This window comes from Marinobacter sp. V34, from assembly GCF_055524115.1.
In genome coordinates, this window is sequence record NZ_JBUPZY010000015.1 from 65223 (window position 1) to 80686 (window position 15464).

A 15464-nucleotide genomic window follows, 5' to 3' on the forward strand; every position below is an offset into this window, starting at 1 on the left:
CTCATTTACTAATCACCACAGAATTGTGAATCACCCGATGAGCGCTGTAATTGCCTGGCAAAAGCCATCTCTGATCACACTGCTTGCTGGCATTTATGGTGTACTGGCGCTCACCCTCCTGTCGATGCCTGCCTGGCCCACTGTAGAAGAACCCGTTTCCATTGGAATCGTAGCCGACAACAAACCGTACACGTCCATGTCGGGCCGCACTGCCTCCGGCTTTTCTATCGATATAGTCCGCGAAGTGGTCCGTCAGTCGGGTGTGGAGGTTGAGTTTCGGGCGGGCAGCTGGCCGGAAGTGTTCGGTGCATTCCGGCGCGGCGAACTCGACGTTATCGAGGGCATCTCCTACAACGAGGACCGGGCCAGGACCATACAGTTTACCGCCCCGTACCACGTTCGCCAGATGCACCTGATGCATGACCCGGTTAACCCGCTCAAAGACATGGATTCCCTGGAATCCCTCACCGACCACCGCGTTGGCGTTGTGCGTGACGCCTATTTCCGCGATGCACTTGAAACGGCGGGTGTGCCACTCGTCACCTACGATTCCATTCCCGGCCTGATCCGGGCTCTGGCCTTCGGTTGGGTGGACGGCATCATCGGTCCGGAACTGACCCTGAACTACTACGCTAACCAGGCCGGTTTCCGGTTTTTGGAGATTGCAGGCCCCGCCCCGTTGGGTGAGTGGTCAAAAGAAGACTTTCGGCTCGGCGTTCTGAAAGAAAACGACGAGCTGTTTAACGTGGTCAGCCGCGGCGTGGCAGCCATTCCAGAGGAGCGCATCCGGGAACTGTTCGACCGTTGGCAGGAATACGGCGGTGCCAGTGTTGCCGAATCGGCGGGTTTTACCCTTAGTGATGCCCATCAGAGCTATATCAGCGAGGTCGGCCCGATACGGGTAGGCTTTATGAGTGACTATGCGCCTTTCAGCTTTCATGACGCCAATGCGCTGCAAGGATTGTCAGTCGACGTGCTGAACCGGATAGCGGATCTGACCGGCCTGCAAATCGTACCGGTGCCGGGGCAATGGTCGGAACTGTATCCCCGGTTTTTGGATAGTGATATCGATATCATGGCCAATATCTCAAAAACCGACGAGCGTGAGGCGTTCATTCGTTTCACCCGGCCCTACCACATCATTCCCAACGTCGCCTTCACTCTGGATAAGAACCTGCTATTCGACTCACCGACAGACTTGCAGGGACTAAAAGTCGCTATTGGCTCGGGCATCTACTACGAGGGGCCCCTTCGTGAGGCGCTGGGCGATAATGTGTTCTCTTTCACGTCTCAGCTGGCCATGTTCCAGGCTTTGGCAGGGGGCTCAGTCGATGTTGCCTTGGCAGCCCTGCCTAACGGTAACTATTGGGTGAGGGAGCTTCGCATTGCCGGAGTGAATATTGCCGGTGAAATGACCCTTGATGGAATCCCGGGAGAAGACCTGCGCTTTGGTGTACGTCCCGCTCTTGAGCCGCTCGCCTCTATAATGGACGCCGCACTGGGTGCTATCAGCCCAACGGAAATGCGCACTATCGAGAATCGCTGGCTCGGTGCCTCCGTCCGTCGTGACCGGCCGCCTGTCACCGGACCGTTAACGTTCTCCGACGCCGAACAGGCTTGGCTGGCCGATCGCAACCGAAGACTGACCATCTGCGTGGATCCTGACTGGCTTCCACTGGAGGGCCTCAGCGGAGACGATAAACACCTCGGGATTTCCGCCGATGTCTTCACCCTGTTTGCGGATCGCTCCGATATCAAGTTCACCCCTCTTCCCGTCGATAGCTGGTCCGAGTCCATCAAAGCCGTTAAAAATCGACACTGCGATCTGCTCTCCATGGCCATGGAAACACCGGAGAGGCTTGAATACCTGAATTTCACAAAACCCTATATCCAGATTCCCAGCGTGCTTCTGGGGCGAGTGGAAGCCCCCTACATCAATACACTGGACGACATCAAGAACCAGCCGGTCGGCGTGGCGAAGGACTACGCTTTTCTGGAACTGCTGAGAACAACCAATCCCAGCCTCAATCTGGTGGAAGTGCCCAGCGAAAAAATCGGACTGCGCATGGTTCAGGAGCGGAAGCTGGCGGGGTATCTCGGCACCTTGTCCACAGCCAGTTACAACATGCAGGAGCTGGGCCTGGCGGACCTGAAAGTGCTCGGGCGAATTCCCGCAGACTGGACCTTGGGGGTCGCCACCCGAAATGATCAACCCGAGCTCTTCAACATCATGCAAAAGTTGGTGTCCAGCCTGACGGAAGCGGAGCTTAAAGCCATTGAACAGCAATGGGCAGGCCTCAAACTGGAACAGACCGTCGACTACACACTGATGTTCCAGATCACCATGGGTGCCGTGGTGCTCCTGGGGTTGCTGTTTTACTGGAACCGAAAACTCGGTCGCCTGAATCGTGAACTGGCTGCGGCCAATGACCGCCTTGCGCATCTCAGCGTAACGGACGACCTGACTCAGATCGGCAATCGCAGCTATTTCGACCGTGAGTTCAACAAGAGCTTCCATTGGTGTCAGCGGCATGGAGCCGGGTTTGCTGTTGCAATGGTGGATGCAGACCATTTCAAGGAAATCAACGACACCTACGGCCACGACGCAGGCGACCATTGTCTGGTGGCGCTGGCGGACACCATGCGCAACCACTTTCGACGTGACACCGACCGCCTTACCCGGTTCGGCGGTGAGGAGTTTGTTATATTCACCAGCTTCAGCGACCGTGATGAGCTGGTGTCACGCCTGGAAGGATTCCGCGAGGGCCTGGCGGGGCTAACCACTTGCTGCGATGATGAGCAGATCCGCTTTACCGTGAGCATCGGCCTGGCCACTGGCACACCGGGCAAGGACACGGTGCCGGCGGAATTTCTTCGGCTGGCAGACAAAGCGCTGTATCTCGCCAAGCAAAACGGCCGCAACCGCCTGGAAGCCCTGACCACTGACGCCCCCCACTGAAGATCAGGCAGCCAGGCAGGGCAAGCTGATGCTATCCTTTTGCGACAAGGAAACCGCAAAGGAGACGACACCATGGCTAAGATCTACGAAGACAACTCCCTGTCGATCGGCAACACCCCGCTGGTCAAGCTCAACCGGGTCAATGAAGGGGCCACGATCTGGGCCAAGATAGAAGGCCGCAACCCGGCCTATTCCGTAAAATGCCGAATTGGCTCTGCAATGATCTGGGATGCAGAAAAGCGTGGCGCTCTCAAGCCCGGTATGACCATCGTTGAGCCTACCAGTGGCAACACAGGCATTGCCCTCGCCTTCGTGGCTGCCGCCAGGGGCTACAAACTGAAACTGACCATGCCCTCATCCATGAGCCTGGAACGCCGCAAAGTACTGAAGGCCATGGGGGCGGAACTGGTGCTTACGGAGCCAGCGAAGGGCATGAAAGGCGCCATTGCCAAGGCGGAGGAAATTGTTGCTGAAGACCCGGACAACTGCTTCATGCCACAGCAGTTTGAGAACCCGGCCAACCCCCGTATCCACGAAGACACCACTGGCCCCGAAATCTGGAACGATACCGACGGCGCCATCGACGTTTTTGTATCCGGTGTTGGTACCGGCGGCACCCTGACCGGCGTAACCCGTTACATCCGCAACACCAAAGGCAAGGCCATCACCACCGTTGCCGTGGAGCCGGAAGACTCGCCAATCATCACCCAGGCCCGCAGCGGCCAGGACCAGACACCAGCGCCCCACAAGATTCAGGGCATTGGCGCCGGGTTCATTCCGGGCAACCTGGACATGGACCTGGTGGACCGGGCGGAAAAAGTCAGCAATCAGGAAGCCATGGACATGGCACATCGGCTGATGCAAGAGGAAGGCATTCTCTGTGGCATTTCCTGTGGTGCAGCGGTTGTGGCAGCAGTGAGGATCAGCAAGCTGCCGGAATTCCAGGGCAAGAATATCGTGGTGGTCCTGCCGGATTCCGCCGAGCGCTACCTGTCGTCAGCGCTTTTCGCGGAGCAGTTTGGCGAGCTGGAAAACGTTCAATAAGAAGGGAATAAAAGAACCTCACGAAGAACCCGGGGCAAACCCGCCCCGGGTTCTATTACGCGTTTCTATTAGAACTGGAAACGCATACCAACACGGCCGGTATCGAAATCCGGCCCGTCGTTGTTGACCTGGCCGTTAAAATTATCCTCGTCGATATCAACGTTGTAGCGGTTGTATTCCGCAAATGCGGTCAACTGCTCGGTGACCCGGAAATCAACACCGGCACCAACGAACGGATTGACATCATCGTAGGTCTCACTCTCATCAAACGCGTCTACATCAAACGACGAGGCAAACGCGCCAGCTTTGGCATAGACACCAAAGCTATCCGTCAATGGCAGCCGCCCCATCAAGCCGAGGGATATCCCTTTTAGCTTGCCATCAACGTCGTCATCGCCAAAGTTGCCGAAATCAATGTACTCGGCTTCCAGGGCGAAGAACTGGTTGAACTGGTAGCCCAACCCCAGGCCAAACAGATCATTTTTGTCATCAAACTCGCCGCCATGGGATTTGTAGCCACCATAACTGCCGCTCAGGTAAACACCTGAGCTATCGCGATCAGTGTTGTCCTGGGCTGACACAACCGGGGCAGCCAACATGGCCGAGGCCAGAACCGTTACATAGGCAAAACCGGATTTATAGCTCATATCGCATCCATCCTTCTGAGTTCGGAAATGATTGGTTTCCTATTGGATTAACCGGTAAAGCGTCATGCCGGTTACCTGAACTCAGGCTACCTATAAATTGGCGGGATATGGGTTAAATGCGCAGTACAGTCTGTTCACCTCATTTTCATGTTAGTCAATATCAGCTTCGCAATTTTTCGGTGAATTCGCGTATTTGATGGATGCTTCAAGACTGGCAGCCGCCAGCGAAACACTGCGATAGGAAAGACGGGAAATACCGTGGTGAACGGAGCGAACAGCCTCACTCCAGGGCCTGGCAATCGGAACTCTTTGCAGAATATCGAAGGTCTCATCCGCAATCGACAGATGAATTCGCTCCACCTTGAGAGCGCCGTGATTCAGGCCACTGGCTGTCATATCGGCAACACCAGCCCACCAGTTGCGGTTATGTTCGCTCATAACAACCACTCCTTCAGTTGACTGGCCACATCCGGGTGATGGGCCAGACGGATATGGTCAACGCCAGGGAAGCTGGCGACACCACTGAGTGACCAGCCCCTCCGTTCGTGGCCACGAGCACTGGATTCATGCACCAGCGCATCTCCAAACAGAGCGTTGACCGGGTGCTGACGAGACCTCGCCAGCAGGCCGCAGACGACGTAGTGCCTTGCTCCCGGGAGCAAAGGTGGCTCGCGGCCACTCTCGTTAACAACCTCCCCTCGGGACAGGTTGCGAATCCCCTCACTGCGCAGATCAATCACTTCGCCCACCACGCGCAGGTAATCCCGTGGCGCCTGACTCATAAGGTCGGCCGTGGCCTTCGCGCCTTTCGCCAGCCAGGAACCATCATGTGGAGAACCAATGTATACGCAATCGGCGAGCTGTTCGACCCAGTGATGAGCAAGGTGCTGGCCATGATGACAGGCACTACGGATCAGTAATCCGCCCATGCTGTGGCCCATCAGGATAATCCGCTCAACAGGCACCGGCCAATGGTGGACGAGGGTTTCCAGAAGCTCGGCAAGATCTTCACCGTTGCGGTAGATCGGTCGACCCGTGTTGTAGCGAAGGGTAAGGGGTGTGATGGAACGCCCTTCGTCCGCCAGCAAGGACCCGTAATGAGTATCGGCTTGCCCCGGAAGATCCCAAACCGTCTCCAGTTCCATCAAACCATGTATGGACAAGCACAGTGTCGAACCGGGCGACTCCACTGCGGGTGCCGACAAGTCAATGGGCGAGCGCCCGTGGAAGAACTCCATGGGCACCGCCAAAGGGTTGTTTCGCGCCTCAAGCCAGTCCCCAAGGAACCCGCTGAGGATGGCCGAGGCGTGTCTTTGCCACACCGGGCTGGTGTCTGTATCCATGCACAACCGCTACCGTTTGATGAGTTATCACCAGTCTACTCCGATAGCGGCGCTAACGATTGGCTGAATTTTCACCAATTTACGGCGTCGGGGCAACTGCCTTTCAGTGGCCCCGGCCGGCAAACCCCATGCAATTGGCGTAGAAGGTGGTGGTTGCTGGCCAATCCGAGAAAATACCAATCACCCCGACATCCCGGGCCAGCACATCAATCACGTTGAACACGTCGCCGTCGTTATTGACGGCGTCGGTGATGGTCTGGTGATACCAACCACCGCCATTAGCCAACGGACCACTACGCTCGACCGTCCAGGCGATCATATCCAGCCCGGCTGCTCTGGCGTTTTCAGCGTATTCCGACGGCACGATCTGCTGGTGGCCATCGAGGGTCAACATCTTCCACAGTGCGGGGGCCAGGATATTCACGCCTTGCGCCGACAGGCTTTCCATCCACGCCAGGGAGGAATTCTCCGGTGTCAGCGGCTCCTGATCCAAGAATACCGCCTGCCGGCCAAACCGGGGCGTTTCGTTGACCCAGAACAGCACATCATCCAGCAGGAACGACTGCGGCCAGACATCCTTCGGGTTCACGCCCGCTTCAACGTAGTCCTGGATCATCTGGCGGGCGTAATCTTCCTGGCTGTAATCGCCCTCGTACGGCATCTCCACTACCGGCGTTTTCAGCTCCGGCGTGAACTTCACACCCAGACGTTTAAACAGTTCGATGCTCTCTTTATGGGTCAACAGGGTGCCGCGACTGCTGTAAAGCTCCGTGCGCCAGTCAGCAGTTCCTTCCAGATACTCCTCCGGCGTGGTTGCCATGGGATTGAAGGCGTCCATCTTGCCTTCCAGTGACTTGAATTCCTCCAGCGTGATATCGCTGGTACGGCATTCTGCCTGCGCCTCGGTGCCGCTTTCCGGGTCCGCCGGGACAAACGGCTGTGTACACTTGGCGTTGAGTTCCGGAATCGTCACGATGTTGGTGGTGGTATGGAGGTCGTTCTGGGCGTGACGGCAGACTAGCTCCCGATCCTTGGTAAACGCCACATCGCACTCCACAATGCCTGCACCCATCCGGGCCGCCGCAACATAGGACTCAAGCGTGTGCTCCGGGAACTGCAAAGGCGCGCCACGATGACCAATGGAGAAATCCGTGGGCCGGATTTTGTCGGCGCGGCAGGACTGCAGCCTGTCTTTCAGGCGCCCCTCATCCATGTCTTCAACCAGCCAGAAGGGACGCGGGCCCAGATGGACCTCGCGTTTGCCGCGGTGAAATCTGTCCTTCAGGTCCGGCCACTTATCGTGCCATTTTTCAAGACCTGGCGGTGTCCAGTGCTCACCTTCTCCATGCCAATCCGGTGCCGCATTGGCAATGGAGAATAAAGGCATCAGTAATGCCATAACCAGTAACGTGCGTAACTTCATAACAATCTCCCTGTGCAATGAATGGTACTGCACGGCTATTGTCGGCGCGGGGGGTTACGCTCAGGTGACGATCATGTGACTGGCGCGTCCGTGCCACTTTCCCGTGAGTCCGTTTTATCTTTGTCTCTGGCCTGCTCGGCTTCCGCTTCCTTCATCAGGACCATGCCCCCCTGCAACAGCAGAGACTTCAGGCGAGGGTCGCCTTGCTCCACCACACCGAGCGTGAACGCCGCGAATGCTGCCTCCAACGGGTTGTTACGGACAAGGTCCCTAATGGCATCAAGCGGAGAGGCCGATGACGACCCTTCGCTCTCATTGGCAGACGGTTTGGAGGCAGCCGGCCGGGTCATCCGGTAGAAGAACAACGCCAGCAGCAACAGGCAAGACACGCCCGTCACCGCCATGGCACCGGCTTCACCCATCACGGGTGACAACGCCAGCGTGGCGGCATTGACGAGCATGTAAAAGCCGGTAATCAACAGGGCAACCAGCAGCACAAAGGCCAACATAAATCCAATGATGGCCGCGACTGCCTTGCGCAAGACGCCCTGTATCCAGGCTGAATCGGGCATGATCAGCGGTCCAGCAACCGACCAACCAATAAGCCTGCCAGGAACATGAGCACAACACTCAGGAACGGCCGCTCCTCAATTTTGTGCTCAACATCGTGCACCGCCTTACTGCTTGCATCCCGGGCACGGTTGAAGGCTTCATCTCCGCGATGCCTTACCTGATCAAAAGCCTCGCGGCTTTCTCGGCGGATTTCATCACGAAGGCTGCTGATATTGCTCTTTTGCCCATCAGCAACAGATTTGGTGAGTTTTGCAAGGTCTTCACGAAGTTGCTGCAGGTCTTGCCTGACCTGCTCATAATCGTTTTGACTGGATTTCGCTTCCATTTGTTGCCTCCTTATCAGTAAGTAATACTGCTATTTCGGCTTTCGGTAACGATACACTCTGTTCACTGAACACCGCTTGAAGAACGATCCCTGCAATGCGGCTATTCAGCAACCATGGCAAGAGGTAAAACGACCACGGCTAGATTTACTGTAGCATACGGTTCGAGGCTACACGTGAAGACATCGTAATTCACCGACGCTGACTCACGGCGACGTGGGTTCGTCATTGCGAACCCGCAGAAAACTGGCAAACCGCGGAAGGCCCGTCGACGTGAAACCGTAGTATTTATAGGTAATGGTTGCGCCAATCGGTGGAGGACTTTCTCGTTGCTCCTCACTGAACCCGGTGCCGATGCGGAACTGCCGCCCGTCACCTCGTCTCACTCGTACCGACCCGAGCATGCCTTCATATTTCCCGCTACCGGCAAGATGCGCCACCACAATCGCCTCGGCATCGTCGTATCGCTTCACCTTCAACAAATCATCTGAACGGCCAGTTGAATGAAGACTGCTGCCACGACGCAGCATCAAACCCTCGCCGCCCTCGGACACCACCTTATCCAGCGCCGACATCAAACGCTCATGATCCATGGCCTTGCGTTGTGCCACTATTGCCAGAAATGGAGACGGTGATGGTTGCAACACCCCCTCCATTGCCTGGATACGTTCGGAAAACGGTTGATTGAGCGCCGGAAGGTCAAACACCATAAACCGAATCTGGCGCCAGCTCTGGTCTATCGGTTCCAGCCGGCGAACCGCCCCGGACAGTTCCGCAAACCGGCCCCGCCCCATCCAGAGTTCGCCGTCCATGGGCATATCGGGAAAGCCCTCGGTAAACCAGTCAGGCGCCCGATACTCGTTGCCACCCCGGGACCAGAACTGCTCACCGTCCCAATAGGCCCGCACGCCATCCAGCTTCTCGCTGACCCAGTAATCCTCGAGGGCAACACCTTCCTCGTACACACCGGCCAACGCCAGTTCTGGTGATTCTGCATGGGCGTTGAATGCGGTAAAGAGGGCGAAAGCAAACCAGAACGGAATCAGGCGCCGCATTCACTCTTTACCTTAGCCCGAAACTCCTGACGGATACGCTCATTTTCTTCATCGTCGACAAACACACGCTCGCCGTCCTTGTTCAGCCGGTACATACCTGAAACACTCTTTAGGTGCTTCAACCGCGCCCGCAATGACTCACACAGGGCCTCATGCTTCGCCGCTTTGGCCTCTTGCTTGGCATTCGCCTCATTGCGCTCAGCCCGCTCCTGCTCGGATTGCTCCAGGAATTCGTTCATCCGCTGTTTGCGCGCACGGGCGGCGGCATCCGAAGACGGTGCTGGTGCTTTCAGTTTGACCTCATCAGAGGCTGCGTTCGCGGGCGGACGGTCACCGAAGTGGGTCTGACCGTTTTCATCCACCCAGCGGTAGGTGCCGGCTTGGGTGATCGGGGTGATTAGTAGGCAGAGGAGGATTAGGAGTCCTTTCTTCATTTTTTAATCTCCGTATACGGGACTACGGTTACGCTTTACAAGTACGATATCTGCCGAGCTGATCGTAATCGTTGCGATATAGTTTCTTTAAGTGCTCTAATTTCTTGAGCATTACAGATCGAAGGCGAGTCTTTCATCGACACCCAGTTCCTCCACATCGTTACCGTCCAGAATGATACGGAGCCCGTTTTCACCCGTGACTTTCCGGCCACCCTTCACATGCTTGATCAGTACTTAAATGGGGTAGAGTGTAGTGACAGGAAATTCTCGACCCAGAATCAGTAATAATCAGCCTTACCAAAAATAGCCTCAATTTCCCTCGGCCACTTATACTTGAACGGGGTAAACCTCCACCAAATAATACTCGGGATAAAAAAAACAACCCCTATAAACTCAATAATTGAGGCGCCTATTGATTTTTTCTTTAGGTCGTTTTTAAAGGAATCATAATTAACCCAAGCGAGATTATCGAGATCCTCTTCTAGAGCCCCTTCGTTATAATATCTGACAATAAAATTCCATTTCCGATACATATTCTCCTCGTTGAACCCAGAAGAAATTTTCTTACGCTGCAAGGGCATCTTGGGAGGCTTTCCACAAAAATAATGCTTATCCCTCATGAACAGGTGGGCGTAGTATTGCCGCTCCCACACAACGCCAGAGCCCAGATACTGCCAGTTGTAGGAAAAAGTCACCTCCAGCTCGTCCCAGGGAATCCGGTAGAAAGTGCCCCGGTGCCCGACATAGACGACCCCCCCCTTTCGGTCAATCCGGACCGGCAGCGTGAGTGGGAAGAAAATTTCGAACAGGTAGACGGCCACCCAGGCCGGGGCGAAAACGACCAATACCGCCAGCAAGGCTTTTGAATAGAACAGACTAATAACCCAACCCAATAAAAGCACAACAATCATGAACAGATTTATTATGGCCGGAAGGCCCGAACGAAGAGACAAGAACGCGGTTCGAGTGTCCATGAACCTTTCTCCGATGTAGGCAAAACTGTGCTCCATCCTATCAGAGGAGCCGGAAATCCCTGCTACCTTCCGGGGCGGTGGGCTGGCAAGACGCGCACCATGGGTACGGTACAACTTCTTTTCCAGCTGTTGCTCCAGATCCGTTTCCGGAAAATCACACTTCAAAGGCGAGTCTTTCATCGACACCCAGTTCCTCTACATCGTTACCGTCCAGAATGAAACGAAGCCCGTTTTCACCCGTGACTTTGCGGCCGTCCTTTTCGTACTCAACCAGCAGTTCAAGCTGTTCCCACTTATCGTGGTTGTAATGGGCAAACCCGTACATCAGCCCTTGGGGAGAGGGGTCGATCTTCCTCCTGCTATTAAACACATCGGTGATATCGTTCGAATCAGCAGCAGAGAACCAGTTTCTGTTCGCCTCAAACAGCTTGATGGAAACCGCACAAGTCCCATCAATAAAACCTGGGAAATACACCACGAAGGAAGTCATCTCCGACATGATCTGATGCTCCCCCCGGTTTATGTCCCAATGCCGGCCAATGTGCTCGGTTACCCGCACAATGGGAGAGAACAGCATGTAGTAAAACGCGTCCAGTTCTGCTTCGAAGTAACGCCTGACTTCGATTCCCCCATCCTGCGAAACAATCGCTCGGCTTTCCTCCAGCAGTTCCGCGCTGGATGGCCTGGACTGTTCATCCCAATAGCGCAGCGTAGGCGCGTTACCCCAGAATGACAATGACAGGAAATCCTCAACCCGGGACCGGGCAATGTATAGCTGTACCATGCTAATGACGAAGGATACTGCTATCAGAATCGCACCCACCACAAGCACAACGGCCATACCCGCCCCGGTAATGGCACCCGCTACCGCCAAGGACGCCAGGTAAGTAATACCGATGCTCAGCCCGATCTGGACCCCTGACAGGACGACCATCATGTGATGGCCCGTATCCAAGGCCTTGTAGCCCCTGTGCATTTCCAGACCTATCGACAGCAAAACTCCGACGTAGGGGAGGGCCTTCACCGTGATTCTCGCAAGATTCGCTGTGATTTCTGAGACTCTACCAACAAACCTCAATCCATCAAAAACCACCGACACCCTAGGTCCGGCGGCCGACACACTAGCCTTCAAAGCTTTGGCATATTCCTCTTTAATCAGTAAGCCACTTAGGTTAACCACACCTTCACCGATGCTCCAAAAGCCAGATGCAAAGTACCCCCACCGGTCAAGGATGGACCGGTCGCCCAGCATCACATCCTGCTGGGTCCTATCCAGGCCGGAGAACAGGCTTGCCACATTAATCGCATGGAAGAAGGTCACGGCTCCGATAAACTTGACCCGGTTCTGTTTAATGTTCTCAACCACCGGATCCAGGCGGGTATGGAGCCAGCCAAAGGGATTGTCTTTAAAGTCTGGGGTAAGATGGAACACATCGATCAAGGTTCTGTTCAGGTAGTTCCTGAGCCTTACATCCGCCATGCCGGCAGCCAGCGGCGTCATTGTAAGTTCAGACAGGTTATGGCCAGCGGCTTCCAGTGAGTTGCGGTGGACCGCCGTGAGCAGATCCGTCGCGGTATCCAGAGTTATTCCCTGTCGGTGGACATCAATGCCATAGCGTTTCTGGACGGCCTTGGTCCATTTTTTCCACTGCGGCCAAGTCTGGGGGTCTTTTGCCCAGGTCCCGATCTTTGCGGCGGGGGCTGCAAACTCCAGCATCAGAGTATCGGTGGCAGTGCTCACTCGCACATGTGCCGGCATGTCGAAGATACTGTCCACGATCTTCAGACTGCCATAGTCAAAGCCGGGGAGGTCTTTGAGTTTCTGGGTAATACCGTTTGCGGCCGATGCCAGGAACAACACGGTGTTTAGCATGTTACCGACAGTGCCGCCTTCGCCTTCGTCCGCTTCCAGCCATTGTTCGGCGTCGTCCTTGCCCTTTTCCGCACCAACATAGCCATCCAGTATATCTGCCAGTTCTTGCTCAACCGCCTCGAACCCTTCCGCACAGTAGCAGTCGTTGAACTCCAGTTTTCTGGCCAACTGGTCGGAGTCAACCCACTGCTTCCAGTCATCGAATACCGATGTCCGGGCCTGATCATATTCTTCAATCTGTTTGTGGTAGCTTTCAACAAACGCTTCCTTGTCGGCGGAACGAATTCGTTCTTTCAGTTCCTCGGTCACTTCTTGCCGGTCGTCTTCAGATTCCTTCTTGCTGGCTTCACGGGCAATGAGCGCATCCACCATCTGGGAGGTGGTGTAGGCGTATGCGTTCTCCTCCGCGTGATTCGTAATCAGGTTTACATGAAGGGCATGCAGTTGGCCCAGCTCGGAGGTGATACCGATTTCGTCGTCAAGCGCAACGCAGTATGAAAACTCAGTTTCTTTCTTGCACTGCCCCTGCAAATCCGACTCACTGATTCCTTGTGCGAAATCCGTCAGGCTCCACTCGAAATCCATTGGCTCTGGCCGAAAATCTTCAACCACTCCATTTATAGCTTCTGTTTCACTGATATTTGCGCCTTCACGCTTTTCCAGAAGCCCGCTCAAGTCGAACGACTGCATATGCTCGTCACGAACCTGTGCATCTGTTCGTACAAGTTCCTGCAAACGCACAGTCCATCGATGCTGCACGAATTTCAGAAGCACCTTTCCTTCGGCCGGGTGATGTATAGCGGGCAAAGCACTTTCAGCATCGACGTCTGGAAGCAGTACAGAGTTCACACCGGGCTGTACTTCGGTTATCAGGCCCTGCTCATTGACCCGGTATTCATGCAGCGTTCCGAAAACTTCGGAGAACATGTAGACCCAACCGGGTGTCAGTTTTCGAACACAGTAATGAGTGGTTCCAAGCGCCACGGACGGTGGGCGGAAGTTAGGGGGCAAGGCAACCTCTTCCTGACTGATCGCCCAACGAGCCGGGTACAATGCGACGGTTTTTAGCTGGAGCGGGCACATCTGTGCCGATGAATCGATGTCATCTCCACCCTGTAAAAACGCTGAGCTGTTAGCGCTACCCATGGACCAGTCCCTCCGTTGACTTTTTCTCGGCGAATTCTGCAATTCGCGCTATGGCTCTGCCTGGCGCTGCGGAATTCTTTTTCCACAGAGTCTGTACTTCATTGCCTTCGAATGCATGGTGCCCAAGCCAGCCGATTGTATTGATATACAGGGCGATATCGCGGGTACTGTACAATCCCCGCGCTTTTGCTCCGTCGACTAGCGCAGAGACTGCCCCCCAATCCTGCCCATCTGCATTCGTTTTTTGAAGCAAATGGGGAAAGTAGTTTGCAACGTGAAGCTCGAGCTTCCTGAGGGCCGTCTCTTCCGCCGCTCTCTCCATCGCAACCTGGTGTTCCTCACGAATGCTGAACATCTCAGCCTGTTGCTCACTATTGGGTTGGTCATTGTGAAAGAACTCCCACTCACCCGTGCGACGATCCTGAATGGCAAACAGGCTACAAGGCCCCATCAATCGCCTCACATCTTCACCTGATGAATCCATCTTCAACAGATGCCGAGCGATTTCAGGATCATAGAATCGGAAAACAACGTCATCCCCCATCACCAACCTGGCCATAAGCAATCCACGAAAATGGTCCATGACCCCTTCAAAATTGCAGTCAGACTGCATTGCGATCGCTACACCCTGAGACTTCCATTCTTCGAAACATCTAAGCGCCAGAGAGCTGTCTATTCCCGTTTCAACCAGCCACGGTGAAATTTCCAATAGGTCAGCAAGCTCAGTTTCCCTGTAGAGCGCATCGCAATGAGGTGTTTCTAGTTCACGATAAATAATCTGGGACAAATCATTCACTTTTGCACCATCGACAAGAATGAACGTTCTGCCCTTGTCGGGAAATTCAGTCAGCTTATCCATCAGACCGCCCCTTGTGATTCTGGCGAGCAAACCTGGCAGATACCCTTACCCTGATTCGCGGCATTCTTGATGGCGCGTATCTGGTCTGGCTTGGCCATCGGCCTTTGGGCCATCTCCGGCAGGTCTTGAGGCGCAACAGCCCCACCATTTTTCTCAACCAACCCCGGCATTTCCGGCACCTGAACCATCTGCCCACTGCCCTTACCCGGCGATCCACCGGCATTAAGCTTGATGGCAGCACCGCCCATGGCAACGCCACTGGGATCGATCTTCACGAAGCTACCGCCGGCCTTGAGGGTGATTTCCGCACCGGCTTCGATCACGGCTTTCTGACCGGCCTTGATGTGCAGCTCGGTGCCGGAGTCGCTGAGCCAGGCGGTGCCGGCTTTGAGGTGCAGGGTGCCGGTGACGTTGAAGCTGTGGTCCTTGCCGGTTTGTTCCCGCTTTTCCCCATCCACCGTGGCGTGGTCGTTGCCCTTGGTATGGCGGAAGTCGTTGTTCTCCACCGTTCGGTGGCTGTCGTTTTTGATGACTTCAGTGCGGTTGTTCTCGGTCAGCAAGTCCAGGTCTTTCTGGGCGTGAACGTAGATCTGTTGCTTGTCCGCTTCGTCCTCGAATCGCAGTTCGTTGCTGCCCTCACCCTTGTGAGTCTGGGTTTTTAGTGTGGTGCGTGTCTTGTGCTCAGGCAGCGCGTACGGCGGGGTGTTGGTGGCGTGGTAGGTTCTTCCAGTAATGATCGGCTGGTCCGGGTCGCCGTCCAGGAAGCTGACGATGACTTCGTTGCCGATTCTTGGCAGGGCCATGAAGCCAT

General features: G+C 55.2%; 14 protein-coding genes. 2 read left to right on the forward strand and 12 right to left on the reverse strand.

Annotated features, from left to right (window positions below; translation table 11 throughout):
• Positions 1-37: 37 nt before the first annotated feature.
• Both AC0B60_RS19225 and cysK read left to right on the forward strand, forming a co-directional pair.
• The gene (locus AC0B60_RS19225) at positions 38-2959 is read left to right on the forward strand and encodes a transporter substrate-binding domain-containing diguanylate cyclase (RefSeq protein WP_465087499.1); all 2922 of its coding nucleotides are present in this window, start codon (positions 38-40) and stop codon (positions 2957-2959) included.
• A gap of 72 nt (positions 2960-3031) precedes the next feature.
• The gene (gene cysK, locus AC0B60_RS19230) at positions 3032-4003 is read left to right on the forward strand and encodes a cysteine synthase A (protein WP_465087500.1); all 972 of its coding nucleotides are present in this window, start codon (positions 3032-3034) and stop codon (positions 4001-4003) included.
• A 68-nt stretch (positions 4004-4071) separates the two neighbouring features.
• Here cysK and AC0B60_RS19235 read toward each other — a convergent pair whose 3' ends face one another.
• From AC0B60_RS19235 to AC0B60_RS19290, 12 genes are all read right to left on the reverse strand, one after another.
• The gene (locus AC0B60_RS19235) at positions 4072-4650 is read right to left on the reverse strand and encodes a porin family protein (RefSeq protein ID WP_465087501.1); all 579 of its coding nucleotides are present in this window, start codon (positions 4648-4650) and stop codon (positions 4072-4074) included.
• A gap of 150 nt (positions 4651-4800) precedes the next feature.
• A complete protein-coding gene (locus AC0B60_RS19240; RefSeq protein WP_465087502.1) occupies positions 4801-5088 on the reverse strand; it encodes a hypothetical protein in 288 nt (95 codons plus the stop codon).
• Positions 5085-5993, reverse strand: a complete 909-nt coding sequence (locus AC0B60_RS19245; protein WP_465087503.1) for an esterase/lipase family protein — start codon at positions 5991-5993, stop codon at positions 5085-5087. The genes AC0B60_RS19240 and AC0B60_RS19245 overlap by 4 nt, the downstream gene beginning before the upstream one ends.
• A 103-nt stretch (positions 5994-6096) precedes the next feature.
• Positions 6097-7416 carry a glycerophosphodiester phosphodiesterase family protein gene (locus tag AC0B60_RS19250; RefSeq protein WP_465087504.1) on the reverse strand — a complete coding sequence of 440 codons (1320 nt, stop codon included), beginning with the start codon at positions 7414-7416 and terminating at the stop codon, positions 6097-6099.
• A 71-nt stretch (positions 7417-7487) separates the two neighbouring features.
• Positions 7488-7988: a hypothetical protein gene (locus AC0B60_RS19255; protein WP_465087505.1), complete on the reverse strand. Its 501-nt coding sequence runs from the start codon at positions 7986-7988 to the stop codon at positions 7488-7490.
• Positions 7989-7990: 2 nt separating this feature from the next.
• Positions 7991-8314, reverse strand: coding sequence for an ElaB/YgaM/YqjD family protein (locus AC0B60_RS19260; protein WP_465087506.1), 324 nt, complete (start codon positions 8312-8314; stop codon positions 7991-7993).
• Between the two features lie 204 nt (positions 8315-8518).
• Entirely contained in the window at positions 8519-9367 is an 849-nt protein-coding gene (locus AC0B60_RS19265; RefSeq protein WP_465087507.1) for a DNA ligase, read from the reverse strand.
• Positions 9355-9801, reverse strand: coding sequence for a DUF4124 domain-containing protein (locus AC0B60_RS19270; RefSeq protein WP_465087508.1), 447 nt, complete (start codon positions 9799-9801; stop codon positions 9355-9357). The genes AC0B60_RS19265 and AC0B60_RS19270 overlap by 13 nt, the downstream gene beginning before the upstream one ends.
• A gap of 278 nt (positions 9802-10079) precedes the next feature.
• A complete protein-coding gene (locus tag AC0B60_RS19275) occupies positions 10080-10955 on the reverse strand; it encodes a hypothetical protein (protein ID WP_465087509.1) in 876 nt (291 codons plus the stop codon).
• The gene (locus tag AC0B60_RS19280; protein WP_465087510.1) at positions 10930-13794 is read right to left on the reverse strand and encodes a toxin VasX; all 2865 of its coding nucleotides are present in this window, start codon (positions 13792-13794) and stop codon (positions 10930-10932) included. The genes AC0B60_RS19275 and AC0B60_RS19280 overlap by 26 nt, the downstream gene beginning before the upstream one ends.
• Positions 13787-14653: a DUF4123 domain-containing protein gene (locus tag AC0B60_RS19285; RefSeq protein ID WP_465087511.1), complete on the reverse strand. Its 867-nt coding sequence runs from the start codon at positions 14651-14653 to the stop codon at positions 13787-13789. The genes AC0B60_RS19280 and AC0B60_RS19285 overlap by 8 nt, the downstream gene beginning before the upstream one ends.
• A partial coding sequence (locus tag AC0B60_RS19290; protein WP_465087512.1) for a type VI secretion system Vgr family protein occupies positions 14653-15464 on the reverse strand: 812 nt, incomplete at its 5' end. The genes AC0B60_RS19285 and AC0B60_RS19290, both read right to left, overlap by 1 nt.

What these genes read in the sequence shown, in the direction of transcription:
- AC0B60_RS19225 (WP_465087499.1), top strand. Translation starts at nt 38, where the DNA reads ATGAGCGCTGTAATTGCCTGGCAAAAGCCATCTCTGATCACACTGCTT.
- cysK (WP_465087500.1), top strand. Translation starts at nt 3,032, where the DNA reads ATGGCTAAGATCTACGAAGACAACTCCCTGTCGATCGGCAACACCCCG.
- AC0B60_RS19235 (WP_465087501.1), bottom strand. Translation starts at nt 4,650, where the DNA reads ATGAGCTATAAATCCGGTTTTGCCTATGTAACGGTTCTGGCCTCGGCC.
- AC0B60_RS19240 (WP_465087502.1), bottom strand. Translation starts at nt 5,088, where the DNA reads ATGAGCGAACATAACCGCAACTGGTGGGCTGGTGTTGCCGATATGACA.
- AC0B60_RS19245 (WP_465087503.1), bottom strand. Translation starts at nt 5,993, where the DNA reads ATGGATACAGACACCAGCCCGGTGTGGCAAAGACACGCCTCGGCCATC.
- AC0B60_RS19250 (WP_465087504.1), bottom strand. Translation starts at nt 7,416, where the DNA reads ATGAAGTTACGCACGTTACTGGTTATGGCATTACTGATGCCTTTATTC.
- AC0B60_RS19255 (WP_465087505.1), bottom strand. Translation starts at nt 7,988, where the DNA reads ATGCCCGATTCAGCCTGGATACAGGGCGTCTTGCGCAAGGCAGTCGCG.
- AC0B60_RS19260 (WP_465087506.1), bottom strand. Translation starts at nt 8,314, where the DNA reads ATGGAAGCGAAATCCAGTCAAAACGATTATGAGCAGGTCAGGCAAGAC.
- AC0B60_RS19265 (WP_465087507.1), bottom strand. Translation starts at nt 9,367, where the DNA reads ATGCGGCGCCTGATTCCGTTCTGGTTTGCTTTCGCCCTCTTTACCGCA.
- AC0B60_RS19270 (WP_465087508.1), bottom strand. Translation starts at nt 9,801, where the DNA reads ATGAAGAAAGGACTCCTAATCCTCCTCTGCCTACTAATCACCCCGATC.
- AC0B60_RS19275 (WP_465087509.1), bottom strand. Translation starts at nt 10,955, where the DNA reads ATGAAAGACTCGCCTTTGAAGTGTGATTTTCCGGAAACGGATCTGGAG.
- AC0B60_RS19280 (WP_465087510.1), bottom strand. Translation starts at nt 13,794, where the DNA reads ATGGGTAGCGCTAACAGCTCAGCGTTTTTACAGGGTGGAGATGACATC.
- AC0B60_RS19285 (WP_465087511.1), bottom strand. Translation starts at nt 14,653, where the DNA reads ATGGATAAGCTGACTGAATTTCCCGACAAGGGCAGAACGTTCATTCTT.